Here is a 14,247-nt window from a genome sequence, read left to right on the forward strand (position 1 = left end):
GCTCAGGCTCAACGCGCACTGTGCGCACCGAAAACGTCCGTCGTCGAAAGGGGCAGGGGTTTCCATGTCCGAGGTGTCCACGAGTCTTTCGGCGGATTCGCTGCCGGCGCAACCGCTCGACAACCTGCTCCCGCAGTTGGTCGAGCATCTGCGGCAGAACCGCACCGGGCTGCGGGAAGAGTGGGCACGGCGTATCACCGAGGCCGAACTGCTGACCGCGATGACCCCGGAGGAGATCTTCTCCGAGGCGACGTCGATGTACGACAACTACGTCGAGGTGCTCGTCACCGGTAGCGTCGAGGCACTGCAGGCCTATGCCCGCGACCTGTCCGAGCGCATCATTCCGCGAGGCGTCGAGACCGACGAGGTCATCGGCATCGTGCTGCTGCTGCGCGATGTGCTGGCGCGCAGCCTCTTCGAGAAGTACCAGTCCAACTTCGAGCTGCTCAACCGCGTGCTCGACGCCTACGAACCGGCCGCCAACCGCATCGCCAACACCGTGGCCGTGTCGTTCGTGCAGGAGCGCGAGCGCGTCATCAGCCGCCAGCAAGAGGCCATCCGCGAGCTGTCCACCCCGGTGCTGCAGGTGCGCGAGCAGCTGCTCATCCTGCCGATCATCGGTGTGCTCGACTCCCAGCGCGCCCGCCAGCTCACCGAACAGCTGCTGCGCGCCATCCGCGCCAATCGCGCCAAGGTGGTCGTCATCGACATCACCGGTGTGCCCGCGATCGACTCCGTGGTGGCCAACCACCTCGTGCAGACCGTCGACGCGTCCGGCCTGATGGGCGCCAGCGTGATCATCACCGGCTTGTCCTCGGAGATCGCGCTGACCCTGGTGACCATCGGCCTCGATCTGTCCAAGATGAATGCCGTCGGCGACCTGCAGGGCGGTATCGAAGAGGCCGAGCGTCTACTCGGGTACGAGGTCTCCCGGGTCACCGAACGCTTGAGCGAGCGGGACGGGCGCTGACCAAGCCACCATGCCGGTACCTATTCTCAAGCAGGGCACGTACCTGATCGCGTCCGTGCAGTCGGCGTTGACCGATGCCGACACCGAGCGGTTACAGGACGACCTGATGAAGCAGGTCAGTCGCTACCGCGCGACCGGCATCATCGTCGACGTCACCGCCATCGACGTGATGGATTCCTTCGCCGCGCGCTCGTTGCGCACGATCGCGCACATGACCCAGTTGCGCGGCGCGGAAACCGTCATCGTCGGGTTGCAGCCCGAGGTGGCCTTCGCCATGGTGCAACTGGGCCTGACATTCGAAGACATGCACACCGCGCTGGATCTCGAGGAAGGCCTCTCCTGGCTGAATCGGCACCCGCGGCGACGAGACGGTCGCGACAGTGGCCGCTGAGCAGGTGGCGATCGCGGTCAAGGTGTCCGAGGACATCGTCACCGCCCGGCAGGCCGGGAGCGAGTTGGCCGGTGACCTCGGTTTCACCCTCACCGACCGCACGATGATCTCCACCGCCATCTCCGAGATCGCCCGCAACATCACCAGTTACGCGGGCAGCGGCGAGATCAGGTTGCTCATCGACTTGCGCGAAGGTCGCCGCGCGCTCGTGATCCAAGCCGAGGACCAGGGCCCCGGCATCCGTGACATTCCCCGCGCGCTGGAAGACGGCTATTCCACCGGCCGCGGACTCGGACTCGGGCTGCCCGGCGCGCGCAGACTGATGGACCGCCTCACCATCGATTCCGCCCCGGGCCGCGGGACGTTGATCGAGATGTGGAAGTGGGTACCCGACGTTGCATGAGGACGGGATCATCGGGCGCATGGAGTGGTCGACGGCCGGCCGGGCTCTGCCCGGCCAGGACGTCTCCGGCGACCGCGCGCTCGTGCTCGACACCGGCGCCGGCGTGCTGTTCGCGGTCCTCGACGGGCTCGGTCACGGTGCGCCCGCGGCCGAGGCCGCCGATCGCGCGATGGCCATCCTCACCGAGAACTGCGGCGAACCGCTGGACGTGCTGATGGTGCTCTGCCATCGCGCGATGGTCGAAACCCGCGGCGCCGCAGTGTCATTGGCGCTGATCGAGCCGGGCGAGACGCTGCAATGGCTCGGCGTGGGCAACGTCGATTCGCGTTTGCTCACCCTCGGCCCGGCCGGTCCGGAGCTGCGGGCGACGATGCTGCTCACCGGCGGCATCGTCGGGTATCGGTTGCCCTCGCACCTGCAGCCGCAGACCCTGCCGATCCGCCCCGGCGATCTGTTGCTGATGGCGACCGACGGAATCGTCGCGGTCGGCCCGGAATCGCTCGACTTGGCCAAAACCGCCACCGCCATCGCGGGCGATCTGCTCGCTCGCGATGCGAAGGACACCGACGACGCACTGGTGCTCGCGGCACGTTTCCGCGGGCCGTGCCCGTGAGGCCCCGACATCGCACCAATGCGTGCGGGCTGATGAGAGGTTGCCGATGAGCGCGGTCCTGGTCGCATTTCTCGACGACTATTCGGCGGCGATGCGCCGCCACGTCGCCGCGCCAGGCCAGGCCGGCCTCTCGGAGGGATACGACCTCGGCAGACGGGCCCTCGTCGAAGGCATCAGCCTGCTCGATCTCACCGAGCATCACTTCCGCGCTGTTGCCCAGGACAGCGAAACGCAGGCCGATCCGCGCCGCGCCGAGGTAGCACTGGAATTCCTGCTGCAGACCATGGCGGCACTGGACATCGCCACCCGCGGTTACCTCGACGGCACCCGCCGCTACGAGCAACAGCGTTCCCGCGCCGAGGATCTCGAGGGCCGCGACGCCTTTCGCACCGCGCTGGTCGAATCGTTGCAGGACGGGTTCTTCGTCGCCGACGACGACGGCACCATCGTCGAGGTGAACTCCGCGTTCGGGGTGCTCACCGGATACGGCGCCACCGAGGTGCCGTTCCGGCTGCCCCATCCGTGGGCTCTGACCGATCGCGCCGGATACCCCCAGATCGGCACGGAGGCTTCACGATTCGTGATGCCGGTGCGTCATCGCGACGGCCGCGAACGCTGGCTGGCGGTGAGCGCCAGCTCGCTGGTGAAGCAGGAGAACGACGAACGGATCTTCGTCGGCACCGTGCGCGATGTAACCGCCGAACACGACGCGCAGGCCCGCGACCAGGCCGCCTCCCGCCTGGCCACCGCCGTCGGCGCGGCGACGAGCATGGTGGAGGTCCTCGCGGTCGGACTCGACGAACTGCGCCGGACCATGGGCGCCGAGACCGCGCTGGTCGCGATCTGGCCGAGCCGGACCGGACGCCCCGATGTCTACTCCTGCGGCGTGACACCGTCGAGCAAAGAAGCGGAGCCGACACCCGAAACCATCGGTATCGCATCACAATTCACCGTGGCGCCGATGCGGCAGAGCGGCCCGCGCGCCGACGGCCCCGTCGTGCTCGACGACGACACCCAGGCCCTGCTCGACCGCTCACGCAGGCAGTCCGCCCGTGGGCTCTCGGCCATCACCGGTGACGAGGGCGGGGTCGACGCGGTCGTCGCACCGCTCGGCGAGACCGGGGACGCGGCGCTGTGGGTGCGCTTCGGTGCGCCACGCGCGGTCAGCGCCGCCGACTGGGCTCTGTACTCACTGCTCGTCGGTCATCTCAGCGTCGCGCTCCAGCGCGCCCGCAACTTCGACCAGGCCCGCGCCACCTCGCTCACCCTGCAGCGGGCGATGCTCGGGCCGATCGAACTGCCGCCCCGTTTCTCGGTGCACTACGAACCCGCCTTGCCGCCGCTCGAGATCGGCGGCGACTGGTACGACGTGGTGCCGTTGCGCGACGGCACCATCGGCGTCGTCGTCGGCGACTGCGTCGGTCGTGGTCTGTCCGCCGCCGTGGTGATGGGCCAATTGCGTACCGCGGCAAGGGCTCTGCTGCTGCGTGGCGCCGGACCAGCACAGTTGCTCGCCGAACTCGACGCCGTGGCCTCCCGGATCCCCGGCGCCATGTGTACGACGGTGTGCGCGGCCGTGCTCGACCCCGAGCGCGGGATGGTGCGCTACTCGAACGCGGGGCACATGCCGCCCGTCCTCGCACCGCCCGGCGGACCGGGCCGCATCCTCGAAGGCGGACGCGCGGTCCCCCTGGCCACCTTCGATACCCCACGCAGGCCGGAAGCCACCACGGCGCTCCCACCGGGCGCCACCCTGGTGCTGTTCACCGACGGCCTCGTCGAACAGCGCGGGTACGACATCGCCGAGGGCTTCGTCAAGATCGCCGACGTGCTCAGCGAGACCGGTGCCGCACTCCCCCGCGATGTCGCCGACGCGGTGCTGTCGCGGCTGTGCCCGCCCGCGGGCTACGACGACGACGTCGCCATGGTCGTCTACCGGCAGCCCCCGGAGCCGCTGAGCCTCGACTTTCCCGCTGCCGCGACCGAACTGGCCGGTGTGCGCCGTGGTCTGTACCGCTGGTTCGCCACCGCCGCGGTCCCGCACGATTTGGCCGCCGACCTCGTCGCCGCGGCCAACGAGGCCTGCAGCAACAGCGTCGAACACGCCTACCGCGACACCGAACCCGGCCGCGTCGGTCTCACGGCCCGCTGCGACGGCGACCGGGTGGTCCTGGAGATCGCCGACCACGGCAGCTGGATCCCCACTCCTACCGACCCCGGCTACCGAGGTCGCGGCGTGGAGATGATGCGGGTACTCACCGAGGATCTCACCTTCGACCACGACGAGACCGGCACCCGGGTGCGCATGTGGGTGACCCTGCCCTCGATCACCTTCCCCACCGCGAACCCGCTGCGGGCCTCCTCGCGGCCGCCGACCGTCAGCTCGCGGCAGAATTCATTCTGACCGGGACGTCTCGTAGGCCTCGACGTCGAAGGTCTTCAGCATCCGATGGAACCGGTAGCTGAAATCCGGCCACAGCGTGGCGTTGTGGCCGTTCTCGTCGACGAACCAGCTGGTGCATTCGCCCGTGTTCCAGACGGTGCCGTCGAATTTCTTCTGCAGGTCCCGGTTGTAGGCGGCCTGCACGTCCTCGCGGACCTCGACGCTGCGCAGGCCACCGGTCGTCATCGTCGTGACGGCGTCGATGATGTAGTTGATCTGGGATTCGATGGTGAACACCGCCGAGGTGTAGCTCAACGCGGAGTTCGGGCCGATCATCACGAACAGATTCGGGAAGTTCGCGATGGTCGTGCCCTTGTACCCGCTGATGCCCTCGGCGCCGAATACCTCCGACAGGGTGCGCCCGTCACGCCCGCTGATCAGGTCGTAGGTCGGCGAGTCGGTGATCCGGAAGCCCGTGGCCAGCACGACGGCGTCGACTTCGCGTTCGGTGCCGTCGTCGGCGACGATCGATTGTTCGCGGATCTCGGCGATGCCGTCGACGACGACCTCGACATTGTCGCGGGCCAGCGCGGGGTAGTAGACGTTCGAGATCAGCATGCGCTTGCACCCGAGACGGTAGCCGGGGGTGAGCTTGCGGCGCAGCTCCCGATCCCGGATCACCGACCACATCTTGATCCGCGCACCGAACGAGAAGAAGTCGGCGAGCGGTGGATACTTGGACTGCCAGAGCACGAAAGACTCACGCACCCAGTACACCCCGAGCCGGGCCAGCCGCTGCGCACCCGGAACTCGCCGGTAGTACAGCCGCTCCAGCCAGGTGTACTTGCGGCCCATGCGCGGCAGCACCCACGGCGCGCTGCGCTGATAGAGGTCGAGCCGGGCGACCTCGCCAGCGATCGACGGCACGATCTGGATCGCGGACGCGCCGGTGCCGATGACCGCGACGCGCTTGCCCGTGAGCTCGAACTCGTGATCCCAGCGCGCGGAGTGGAAGATCGGACCACGAAAAGTGTTGATGCCCTTGATATCGGGCAGATTCGGGGCACTCAGCGGGCCGGCCGCCGACACCATGATCTCGGCGGTGTAGGCGCCGCCGCTCGTCTGGATCTCCCATCGCGCGCCTGCGTCGTTCCACCGCGCGTCGGTGACCTCGCACTCGAGAACGACCGCATCGCGGACCCCGTGCCGGTCGACCACGTCCTGGATGTACTGCTGGATCTGCGGCTGTGTCGAGAACGAGTGCGTCCAGTCCGGATTGGGGGCGAACGAATACGAATACAGCTGCGAGGGCACATCGCACCCGGCGCCGGGATAGGTGTTGTCACGCCACGTACCGCCGACATCACTGCCGCGTTCGAAGACGACGACGTCGGTGATACCCAACTGGCGCAGGCGAATAGCCACACCCAACCCGGCGAACCCGGCACCGATGATCGCGACGCGGGTGTGGCGCCCCTGCGATGCGGTCACAGTGTCTTCGTGGTGGTGTCGTAGGCGTCGATGTCGAACTTCCGCACCATGCGCCGATATTTGAAGCTGAAGTCCGGCCACAGCGCGGAGTTGTTGCCGTGGTTGTCGAGGAACCAGCTGGTGCAGCCGCCGTTGACCCACACGGTGCGGGCCATCTTCGGCTGGAGCTTGTTGTTGTATTCGACCTGCGCGTCCAGGCGGACCTCGAAGGACTGCAGGTTGCGCTGCTCCATCGTGGTGATCGCGTCGACGATGTAGTTGATCTGGGATTCGATGATGTAGATCAGCGAGGTGTAGTTCAACCCGGAGTTGGCGCCGAGCATGAAGAAGATGTTCGGGAAATTCGAGACGGTCGTGCCCTTGTACATCTGGTAGCCCTCGGCATCGGCCGCCTCGGACACGGTCCGGCCGTCGCGACCGGTGTACAGGTTGAACGTCGGCGAATCGGCAACGTGGAAACCGGTGGCGAGCACGATGGCGTCCACCTCCCGCTCCGTGCCGTCCTCGGACACGATCGACCCGCTGCGAACCTCGGCGATGCCGTCGGTGACGACGTCGACGTTGTCGCGATCGAGCGCGCCGTAGAACTTGTTCGACACGAGCATGCGCTTACAGCCGATCCGGTGCTGGGGCAGCACTTTTCGCCGCAGCTCCGGGTCCCGGATCTCGAAGCGCATCTTGAATCGCCCGACCGTTTCCAGCACGATGCCGGTCCACGGGTACTTCACCTGCGTGATCACGAACAGCTCACGCGTGATGTAGATCAGCGCCCGGATCAACCGTTGCAGACCCGGAATCCGCTTGAAGGCGAATCGTTCCAGCCCCAGGTACGGCCGCGAGATCTGCGGCATCACCCAGGTGGCGGTGCGCTGGTACACGTCCAGGTGCTCCACCTCGGGCGCGATCGACGGGACGATCTGCACCGCCGAGGATCCGGTGCCGATGACGGCGACCTTCTTGCCGGTCAGAGTGGCGTCGTGGTTCCAGCGCGCGGAGTGGAAGACCTCGCCCTCGAAGCTCGAGATGCCCTTGATATCCGGAAGCTTCGGCTCGGCGAGCACGCCCGCCGCCGAGACGATGAAGTCGGCGGTGAAGGTGCCCTTACTGGTCTCGATATCCCACCGGCGGTCGGCATCGTTCCAGCGGGCCGCGGTCAGCGCGCAGTCGAAGATGTGCTTGTCTCGAACGCCGTAGCGTTCGGACACGGTGCGCAGGTACTGCTCGATCTCCGGCTGGGGCGAGAACGACCGGGACCAATCAGGATTGAGCGCGAACGAATACGAGTACAGGTGCGAGGGCACATCGCAGCCCGCACCCGGGTAGGTGTTGTCGCGCCAGGTCCCGCCGACATCGGGGCCCCGCTCGATGACCACGAAGTCGGACAGGCCACGCTGGCTCAGCCGGATGGCGGTACCGAGGCCGGACAGCCCACTGCCCACGATCATGACCTGGACGTGGCGTGTGTCGTTACTGCTCATGGGGCGACCTCAGCGGGATTCGTAGATGCGTTTGTGACCGGAGACGGCGGCCAGCCGGTACGGGCGGCGAGTCTCCTCGACCATGGCGTGGTAGGCGCCGTCGCTGGGCGAGGTGGCCTCGTGCAGGTCCCGGTAGCGCTCGTAACCGAGCAGCTCACGCGAGCTGATCGCCGCCAGGTTCGCCTCGGTGCGCAGGTGCTCGCGGTAGCCGGGCTGCACGGTGCCACTGAAGAATTCGGCGACGCTGCCCGACCCGTAGCTGATCATGGCCAGCGCCTTGTCGGTGAGGTCGTCGGCGTGGTCGAGCAGCGAGGCCAAGCCGAGATAGAGCGAGGCGGTGTAGCTGTTGCCGACCGTGCGGTTGTAGGTGGTCGTGGCGCCGATCGCGGCCTCGATGGCGTCGGCATCGGCGGTGTGGCCCTGGCTCTCGAGCAGGTGCCGGTGCGCCTTGTAGGCCATCTTGGTGAAGGGCTGGTGGTAGCAGAACGCGGCGAACTCACCGAGTTCACGACCGCCCTGGCGGCGGTAGTCGGTCCACGCCTCCTGGGCGGCCTTCTGGTAGGCGTTGACCGAGGTCTTGCCGTCCACGATGGCTTCGGTGCGGTAGTTCGGGCGCCAGAAGTCCATGATGTCGGCGCTGTAGAGGCCCGAGATCGGGTCGAGTGCCAGGATCGCCGGATCCGCGGTGACCAGCATCGCGACGGCGGCGGCGCCCTGGGTCGGCTCACCCGGGGTGTCGAGTTCGTACTTGGCGATGTCGGCGGCGATGACCAGCACCCGCTGCGACGGGTCGCGGGCGATCAGGCCCGCCGCGAACTGCAGCCCGGCGGTGCCGCCGTAGCAGGCCTGCTTGAGCTCGACGACACGGGCGGCGTTGGGCAGCCCGATCAGCGAATGCAGGTACAGCGCAGCGGCTTTGGACTGGTCGACGCCGGTCTCGGTGGCCAGCAGCACGGTGCGGATGTTGTCGGTGCCGTGCCGTTCCAGGATCGGCTTGGCGGCGGCCGCGGCGATGGTGACGATGTCCTCGTCGGCGGCGGCGACGCTCATCTTCTCCTGGCCGATGCCGAGGTAGAACTTGTCGCGATCCACGCCGAGTCGCTCGGCGAGGACGGCGTGATCGAGAGCGTAATGGGTGGTGGCGAACGAAAGGTCGTGGATACCGACCGGCGTAGTTGTCATCGTGAGATTCCGTTGCTCGTGGTGGACCGCTCGAATTGGGTATGGGCGCGCATCAATTCACCGCGATTGGTCTGTGCCGCCATCAGCGACAGCTCCCCGCACAGCACGGTGGCCGCTCCGATCACCGCGAGGCGTCGGGCGTTCTCGCCGGGCTGCCGGTCTTCACGGCAGCCGAGGCGTTCCAGGTTCTCGTCGACGAAACTCGCGTGCTTGCCGTTGCCGACCGTGCCCACGATCAGGTTGGGCAGGGTGCACGAGAAGTAGAGGTCGCCGTCGCGATCCTCGGCATGGGTGATGCCCTGGGATCCTTCGACGATATTGGCGGCGTCCTGACCGGTGGCCAGATAGAACGCGAGCAGCATGTTGGCGTAATGCGCGTTGGCGGAACGGATTCCGCCCGCCAGCAGGGTGCCGATCAGGTTCTTGCGGATATTGAGCTGCACCACCTGCGCTGCGGTGGTGTGCAGCCGTTGCTCGACCACCTCGCGGGGGACGATCAGTTCGGTGATCACGTTCTTACCGCGACCCAGGATGCCGTTGACCGCGGTGGCCTTCTTGTCGGTGCAATAGTTGCCCGAGATCGAGCCGTAGCGCACACCGGGCATGGTCGACAGGATGTGATCCATCAGGTGATCGCTGGCCAGGGTCGCCATGTTGTGGCCCGACGCGTCACCGGTGGTGAATTCGAAGCGCAGGAACAGCAGGTTGCCGGTGATCTGATGGTGCAGGTCGATGAGCCGCGCGAACCGACTACTGCCCGAGACCACCTCCTGGAGCTCGGCCATGCGGCCTTCTAACTGCTGGACCGTGGTGTAGGCGGTGTACGCGTCGTCGGCCTCCAACAGGATCGAGCGCGTCATCCGCTCGTCGATCAGCGTCGCGACGATGCCCTTCTCCGCCAGGGTGCTGATCCGCGCGCCGCGCCCGACCGAAGGCCACAGCGGGGTCTCGTAGGTGGCGAGAGGAACGTCGACGGCATCGTCGACGACGTTTCCGGTAATGCGCACAGGTCCCACCCACTGCATCGGCACCGCCGCGTACGACATGTCATTCATGGGTGACTCCCTCTCGATGTTCGGATTCACGCCACCAGGGGCTCCGGTGGGCAAGTGCCGCGGCGTCGATACCGCGAAGTTGGCAGAAGCTCGCGACCTCACCGGTGATGAGCAGGTCGGCGCCGACCAGATCCGCCGGCGTGCGGGCGCCGAGCACAGTGAGGATGGTGCGCAGTTGGTCGAGCCAGATCCCGATCTTGTCGACCAGGGCGGCGGTGTCGTGGCTGACCAGGGTTTCCAGGAACGCACCGGCGACACCGGTCGCGTTGGCGCCCAACGCGAGTGCGCGCGCGATGTCCAGTGGCGAGCGGATGCCGCCGGACGCGGCGATATCGATGCCGGGGAGGTCGGCGCAGTCGAGCAGGCAGTTCGGGGTGGACTGGCCCCAGCTCTCGATGAACCCGAAGTCGCCGCCGACTCGCCGATCGTTCTCGATGCGCGCGAAATTGGTACCGCCGCGCCCGCCCACGTCGGCCACGGACACGCCCGCGTCGCGCAGCCAGGTGACGGTTTGCCTGCTCAGTCCGAACCCGACTTCCTTGACGAAGACCGGCACGGCGGTAGCCGCGACGATGCGTTCGATCTGCTGCGGCCACGTGCCGAACGAGCGGTCGCCCTCGGGCATGACCACTTCCTGCACGGCGTTGAGGTGGATCTGCAACGCGTCGGCTTCGAGGAGGTCGACGGCGCTGCGCACCTGGTCGATCGTCGCGTTCGCGTTCACATTGGCCATCACGAATCCGTGCGGATTCTCCTGCCGCAGCACGCGATAGGTGCCCGCGACCGACGGATCACGGAAGTAGGCGCTCATCGATCCGGAGGCGATCGGGATCCCGGTCTCGCGGGCGGCGATGGCGAGCTGGCGATTGATCTCGCCGGTCTTGGTACTGCCACCGGTCATCGCGTTGACGAACAGTGGTGTTTCCCAATGCTTTCCAGCGATATCGACCGCGAGGGAGACCTCGTCGGCGTCGATGCCCGCGAGGGCGTGGTGAACGAAAGTGACGGAGTCGAAGTCACTGCTCCCGGCGGCCTGGCGTTGGTGGTTCACCGCGTGGCGGACGTGGTCGTCCTTGCGATCGGCGATCATCGATGGTCCCCTTCGACTGGGTGGGTCCGCAGGGGCAGCGGGCGGATTCCGGCGGTGATCCAACGGCCCGTGAGTTCGGCGATCGCGCCGGGACGGGTGCGCTCGATGAGCGCGATACCGCAGTCCCCGCCCCCGGCACCCGAGGGTTTCGCGGCAGCGCCGACCGCGGCGCCCGCCTCGCACAGCGCGTGCAGACGCGGGGTCATGATCCCCAGACCCGACACCGCGTCGAGGTCGGCGAGCAGTGTTCGCGCGCTGTCGATTTCGAGGCGCACGGCCTGGGAGTCGTCGGCCTCGATGGCGACGACGAGTCGTTCGACGCACTCGTTGCTGTGCGCCCGGAAGGTGGTGCGGTCACCGTCGAGGCCGGCGACCAGGGCAGGCGTGGAGGCCGGGTTTCCGGTCCAGCCGACCTGCAAGGTGAGCTCGGTGGGGGTGGGCAGCGGGCGAACCGACAGGCCTGGCCACGGTGCGCGCAGGGTTGCCTCCACGCCGTCGCGGGCCAGTGATGCCGCCACCTGCGCGCGGTCCGGGGACCGGTAGGCGAGCCAGCCGCCCCAGGTGCTCACGGCGATGTCGCCGCCCGAGGCGCGGGGGTTGACCGCGATGGTGGCGAGCATGGCCAGCCGGTAGCGATCCATCGGATCGAGGCCGAGGCCGAAGTGTTGCCCGAGGGCGGCGACAGTGGCCACCGTGACGGCCGCGCTGGAACCCAAGCCGAACTTGCGACCGTCGGCGTCGCCGAGGTCGGCGGTGACGCTCAGGCGGAAGGACGATACGGGGATCGCACGCTCGACGAGTAGACGGTGCACTACCGAAACCGCCGCGAAAACGTAGGAAAATGCCGCTGGCACAACAGCATCGGGAGTGGGTATCAATTCGTCACCGTGACGACGGCAGGACAGGGCGATCCCGCCGTCCAGATCCGAATACAGGGTGATGTCCTGGCCGGAATCCACTCCGGTCACCGTGGCGGTGGCGTAGCGATCGACCGCCGTGAGCACCGCGAGGTGTCCCGGCTCGACCACGGCGTATTCACCGGCGATGAAGAGCTTGCCGGGAGCGCGACAACTGGTCATCGATCACCACCCGCACCGGGCGCCGTCAGGGACGCGCCGGGACCGATGTGCGCGGTCCGGGTGGTGACGAAGTCGCCGAGGCCGTCCAATACAGCGTCGACCCGTGGCGCGTCGGCACGGGTGCACAGCACTTTGACATTCGGGCCGGCATCGATCGTGGCGTACGCCATGATCCCGTCGGCACGCAGCGCGAGTACCGCGTCGAGGATGGCGATCGAATGCGGTGACAGGTAACGGATTCCGGGGCGGGCGGTGAGCATGGTGGCGTGCATGCCGAGGGCATTGCGCTCGGCGATCTCCCCGATCGCGGGAAGATCCTGCCGTGCGACAGCTTTGCGCATCTCCGCCAGATCGAGCACCGACGATTCCGCCCATGGGCGATAGAACGGTGACGTGGCGGTGGTCTGCCGCATCGCGACACGGCTCGAGACGGCCTTCGCGCCCTGGTTCACTACGGCGACCACCAGGGCCGGGTCCAGCTCGTCACCGCCGATGGGCTCCGCGTACGAACTCAGGTCCCCCGCTTCGCCTTCCCCCTCGCCGGCATGCCAGACGACGAATCCACCGAAGATCGAGCGCGAGGCGGAACCGGAGCCGCGTCGGGCCAGTCGCGACAGGGCGCGCGGGTCGGCGTCGAGCGCGTAGGCGGCCGCTGCGGCGGTGGCCAGCGCCGCGAACCCGCTCGCCGAGGAGGCCAGACCGGCGCCGGTCGGCCCGGCGTTGGCGGTGACCACCATCGCACGGTCGTCACGATTTGCCTTGGCTCGCACCAGATCCAGGAACTTTTCGATGCGGGCGCGTGCGGCGCCGGTCGCCGTGACACCGTTGAACTCGACGACATCGGCCGGTCCGTCGATCAGCCGCACCGAGGTGGTGGTCGGGAAGATATCGAGGGTCATCGACAGGCTGCCCGTGACGGGCAGGAACAGCTCTTCGTCCCGCTTACCCCAGTACTTCACCAGGGCGATATTCGGATACGCGACCGCGACAGCCTCGGCGGACGGCCCGGTCACGGCGCCACGTTCGGTGGCCGCGGGTGATGCGGGAGTGAAAGTCATGGGTTGGCACCGTGTTCCGATGTCGAGGCGGATAGGGACTGTGCGCCGGACCGCAGACTGCGGGTGGGGACCGTCCAGGTCTGTACCGCGCCCGCGCGGCGCAATGCGGCGCTGACGGTGCGGGCGTCGCCGGTCTCGGTGAGCGCGAGGACACAGCCGCCGAGGCCTGCGCCGGTGAGTTTGGCGCCGTAGGCGCCCGCGTCGAGCGCCGCGGCGACCAGGGTGTCGATGTGCGGGGTGCTGACGCCGAGTTCGGCGAGCAGGTCCTGGAAGTCGAGCATCGCTCGCCCCAGCGAGTCGGCGTGCCCGGCCGAGAGGTCTGCCGCGGCACCGCTGATCAGCTCGTCCGCCCTCGCCAGGAGTCGCCGTGCGGAGCACGGATCGCGCTCGAGCGTGCGGCGTACTCCCCCGACCGCGTGCTGAGTGGACCCGGGCACCCCGGTATCGGCGATCACCAGGGCGGCGTCGAGACCGATGTCGAGTGCGGTGGCGGTTCCTTCGTGGAACCGGATCGGGCCGTCGGCCAGCACCGCGCTCGCGTCGATGCCACTGGCCCTGCCGTGCGCGACCTGTTCACCGCACTGCACGAGTTCGTAGAGCGTGACCGGATCGACGGTCCGGCCGTGCAGGTCGGCGACCGCGCGCACCGCCGCACCGGCGCAGGCCGCACTCGATCCGAGCCCACGAGCGAGTGGAATATCGCACTCCATCACCACATGGGCGATGTGACCGGTCAGGCCCCAGCGCCGCAACGCCTCCTCGACCGCGACGCGCGGCCCGGACAGCGAGTTCTCCACGGCGTTCGGGTTGCCTGCGACGAACCCGAAATGTCCTTCGGGAACCTCGATGACAGAGCCCGGCGTGCCGGGACGCGCGATGGCCCGCACCGACAGGGTCGGCAGCGGGAACGCGATGGCGGGCGTGCCGTGTACCACGGTGTGCTCGCCCAGCAGGATCGCCTTGGCGTGGGCCCGACCCACGCCACGGACCGGGCCGGTCGCTGTGGAGCTGTGTTCAGTACGTTCTCGAACGGGACTGTTCACGACGATTCCTC

The 14,247-nt window shown here is 67.9% G+C and carries 13 protein-coding genes; 5 read left to right on the forward strand and 8 right to left on the reverse strand.

Features of this window, described 5'->3' with window-relative positions:
- Positions 1–64 precede the first annotated feature (64 nt).
- Genes ASD42_RS03365 through ASD42_RS03385 form a run of 5 tightly spaced genes read left to right on the forward strand, consistent with a single transcriptional unit; the run spans position 65 to position 4,781 of the window.
- Positions 65–970 carry an STAS domain-containing protein gene (locus ASD42_RS03365; RefSeq protein WP_056809988.1) on the forward strand — a complete coding sequence of 302 codons (906 nt, stop codon included), beginning with the start codon at positions 65–67 and terminating at the stop codon, positions 968–970.
- 10 nt (positions 971–980) lie between these two features.
- The gene (locus tag ASD42_RS03370) at positions 981–1,361 is read left to right on the forward strand and encodes an STAS domain-containing protein (RefSeq protein ID WP_056809990.1); all 381 of its coding nucleotides are present in this window, start codon (positions 981–983) and stop codon (positions 1,359–1,361) included.
- Positions 1,351–1,764, forward strand: a complete 414-nt coding sequence (locus ASD42_RS03375; RefSeq protein WP_056809992.1) for an ATP-binding protein — start codon at positions 1,351–1,353, stop codon at positions 1,762–1,764. The genes ASD42_RS03370 and ASD42_RS03375 overlap by 11 nt, the downstream gene beginning before the upstream one ends.
- Positions 1,765–1,783: 19 nt before the next feature.
- Complete coding sequence (locus ASD42_RS03380) at positions 1,784–2,377, forward strand: SpoIIE family protein phosphatase (protein WP_165610319.1); 594 nt, start codon at positions 1,784–1,786, stop codon at positions 2,375–2,377.
- A 46-nt stretch (positions 2,378–2,423) separates the two neighbouring features.
- On the forward strand, positions 2,424–4,781 hold the full coding sequence (locus tag ASD42_RS03385; RefSeq protein WP_056809994.1) for a SpoIIE family protein phosphatase: 2,358 nt from the start codon (positions 2,424–2,426) through the stop codon (positions 4,779–4,781).
- Here ASD42_RS03385 and ASD42_RS03390 read toward each other — a convergent pair.
- From ASD42_RS03390 to mvk, 8 genes are read right to left on the reverse strand one after another with little or no spacing between them, the layout of a single operon-like run.
- Positions 4,773–6,251 carry a flavin-containing monooxygenase gene (locus ASD42_RS03390; protein ID WP_056809996.1) on the reverse strand — a complete coding sequence of 493 codons (1,479 nt, stop codon included), beginning with the start codon at positions 6,249–6,251 and terminating at the stop codon, positions 4,773–4,775. The two genes, ASD42_RS03385 and ASD42_RS03390, sit on opposite strands and share 9 nt — an antisense overlap.
- On the reverse strand, positions 6,248–7,729 hold the full coding sequence (locus ASD42_RS03395) for a flavin-containing monooxygenase (protein WP_056809999.1): 1,482 nt from the start codon (positions 7,727–7,729) through the stop codon (positions 6,248–6,250). Before ASD42_RS03395 ends, ASD42_RS03390 begins: the two co-directional genes overlap by 4 nt.
- Positions 7,730–7,738: 9 nt before the next feature.
- The gene (locus ASD42_RS03400) at positions 7,739–8,911 is read right to left on the reverse strand and encodes a hydroxymethylglutaryl-CoA synthase (RefSeq protein WP_056810003.1); all 1,173 of its coding nucleotides are present in this window, start codon (positions 8,909–8,911) and stop codon (positions 7,739–7,741) included.
- Positions 8,908–9,966 (reverse strand): hydroxymethylglutaryl-CoA reductase, encoded by a 1,059-nt coding sequence (locus ASD42_RS03405; protein WP_200950368.1) that lies wholly within the window; start codon positions 9,964–9,966, stop codon positions 8,908–8,910. The genes ASD42_RS03400 and ASD42_RS03405 overlap by 4 nt, the downstream gene beginning before the upstream one ends.
- Positions 9,959–11,056 carry a type 2 isopentenyl-diphosphate Delta-isomerase gene (gene fni / locus ASD42_RS03410; RefSeq protein WP_056810006.1) on the reverse strand — a complete coding sequence of 366 codons (1,098 nt, stop codon included), beginning with the start codon at positions 11,054–11,056 and terminating at the stop codon, positions 9,959–9,961. Before fni ends, ASD42_RS03405 begins: the two co-directional genes overlap by 8 nt.
- A complete protein-coding gene (locus ASD42_RS03415) occupies positions 11,053–12,135 on the reverse strand; it encodes a phosphomevalonate kinase (RefSeq protein ID WP_056810008.1) in 1,083 nt (360 codons plus the stop codon). Before ASD42_RS03415 ends, fni begins: the two co-directional genes overlap by 4 nt.
- A complete protein-coding gene (gene mvaD / locus ASD42_RS03420) occupies positions 12,132–13,193 on the reverse strand; it encodes a diphosphomevalonate decarboxylase (RefSeq protein ID WP_056810011.1) in 1,062 nt (353 codons plus the stop codon). The genes ASD42_RS03415 and mvaD overlap by 4 nt, the downstream gene beginning before the upstream one ends.
- The gene (gene mvk / locus ASD42_RS03425) at positions 13,190–14,236 is read right to left on the reverse strand and encodes a mevalonate kinase (RefSeq protein WP_056810013.1); all 1,047 of its coding nucleotides are present in this window, start codon (positions 14,234–14,236) and stop codon (positions 13,190–13,192) included. Before mvk ends, mvaD begins: the two co-directional genes overlap by 4 nt.
- Positions 14,237–14,247 lie beyond the last annotated feature (11 nt).

Origin of the sequence: Nocardia sp. Root136, from assembly GCF_001427185.1 — a bacterium.
GTDB classification, from domain to species: Bacteria; Actinomycetota; Actinomycetes; order Mycobacteriales; family Mycobacteriaceae; genus Nocardia; species Nocardia salmonicida.

What these genes read in the sequence shown, in the direction of transcription:
- ASD42_RS03380 (WP_165610319.1), top strand. Translation starts at nt 1,784, where the DNA reads ATGGAGTGGTCGACGGCCGGCCGGGCTCTGCCCGGCCAGGACGTCTCC.
- ASD42_RS03405 (WP_200950368.1), bottom strand. Translation starts at nt 9,966, where the DNA reads ATGAATGACATGTCGTACGCGGCGGTGCCGATGCAGTGGGTGGGACCT.
- ASD42_RS03385 (WP_056809994.1), top strand. Translation starts at nt 2,424, where the DNA reads ATGAGCGCGGTCCTGGTCGCATTTCTCGACGACTATTCGGCGGCGATG.
- ASD42_RS03365 (WP_056809988.1), top strand. Translation starts at nt 65, where the DNA reads ATGTCCGAGGTGTCCACGAGTCTTTCGGCGGATTCGCTGCCGGCGCAA.
- ASD42_RS03415 (WP_056810008.1), bottom strand. Translation starts at nt 12,135, where the DNA reads ATGACCAGTTGTCGCGCTCCCGGCAAGCTCTTCATCGCCGGTGAATAC.
- mvaD (WP_056810011.1), bottom strand. Translation starts at nt 13,193, where the DNA reads ATGACTTTCACTCCCGCATCACCCGCGGCCACCGAACGTGGCGCCGTG.
- ASD42_RS03395 (WP_056809999.1), bottom strand. Translation starts at nt 7,729, where the DNA reads ATGAGCAGTAACGACACACGCCACGTCCAGGTCATGATCGTGGGCAGT.
- fni (WP_056810006.1), bottom strand. Translation starts at nt 11,056, where the DNA reads ATGATCGCCGATCGCAAGGACGACCACGTCCGCCACGCGGTGAACCAC.
- ASD42_RS03370 (WP_056809990.1), top strand. Translation starts at nt 981, where the DNA reads ATGCCGGTACCTATTCTCAAGCAGGGCACGTACCTGATCGCGTCCGTG.
- ASD42_RS03400 (WP_056810003.1), bottom strand. Translation starts at nt 8,911, where the DNA reads ATGACAACTACGCCGGTCGGTATCCACGACCTTTCGTTCGCCACCACC.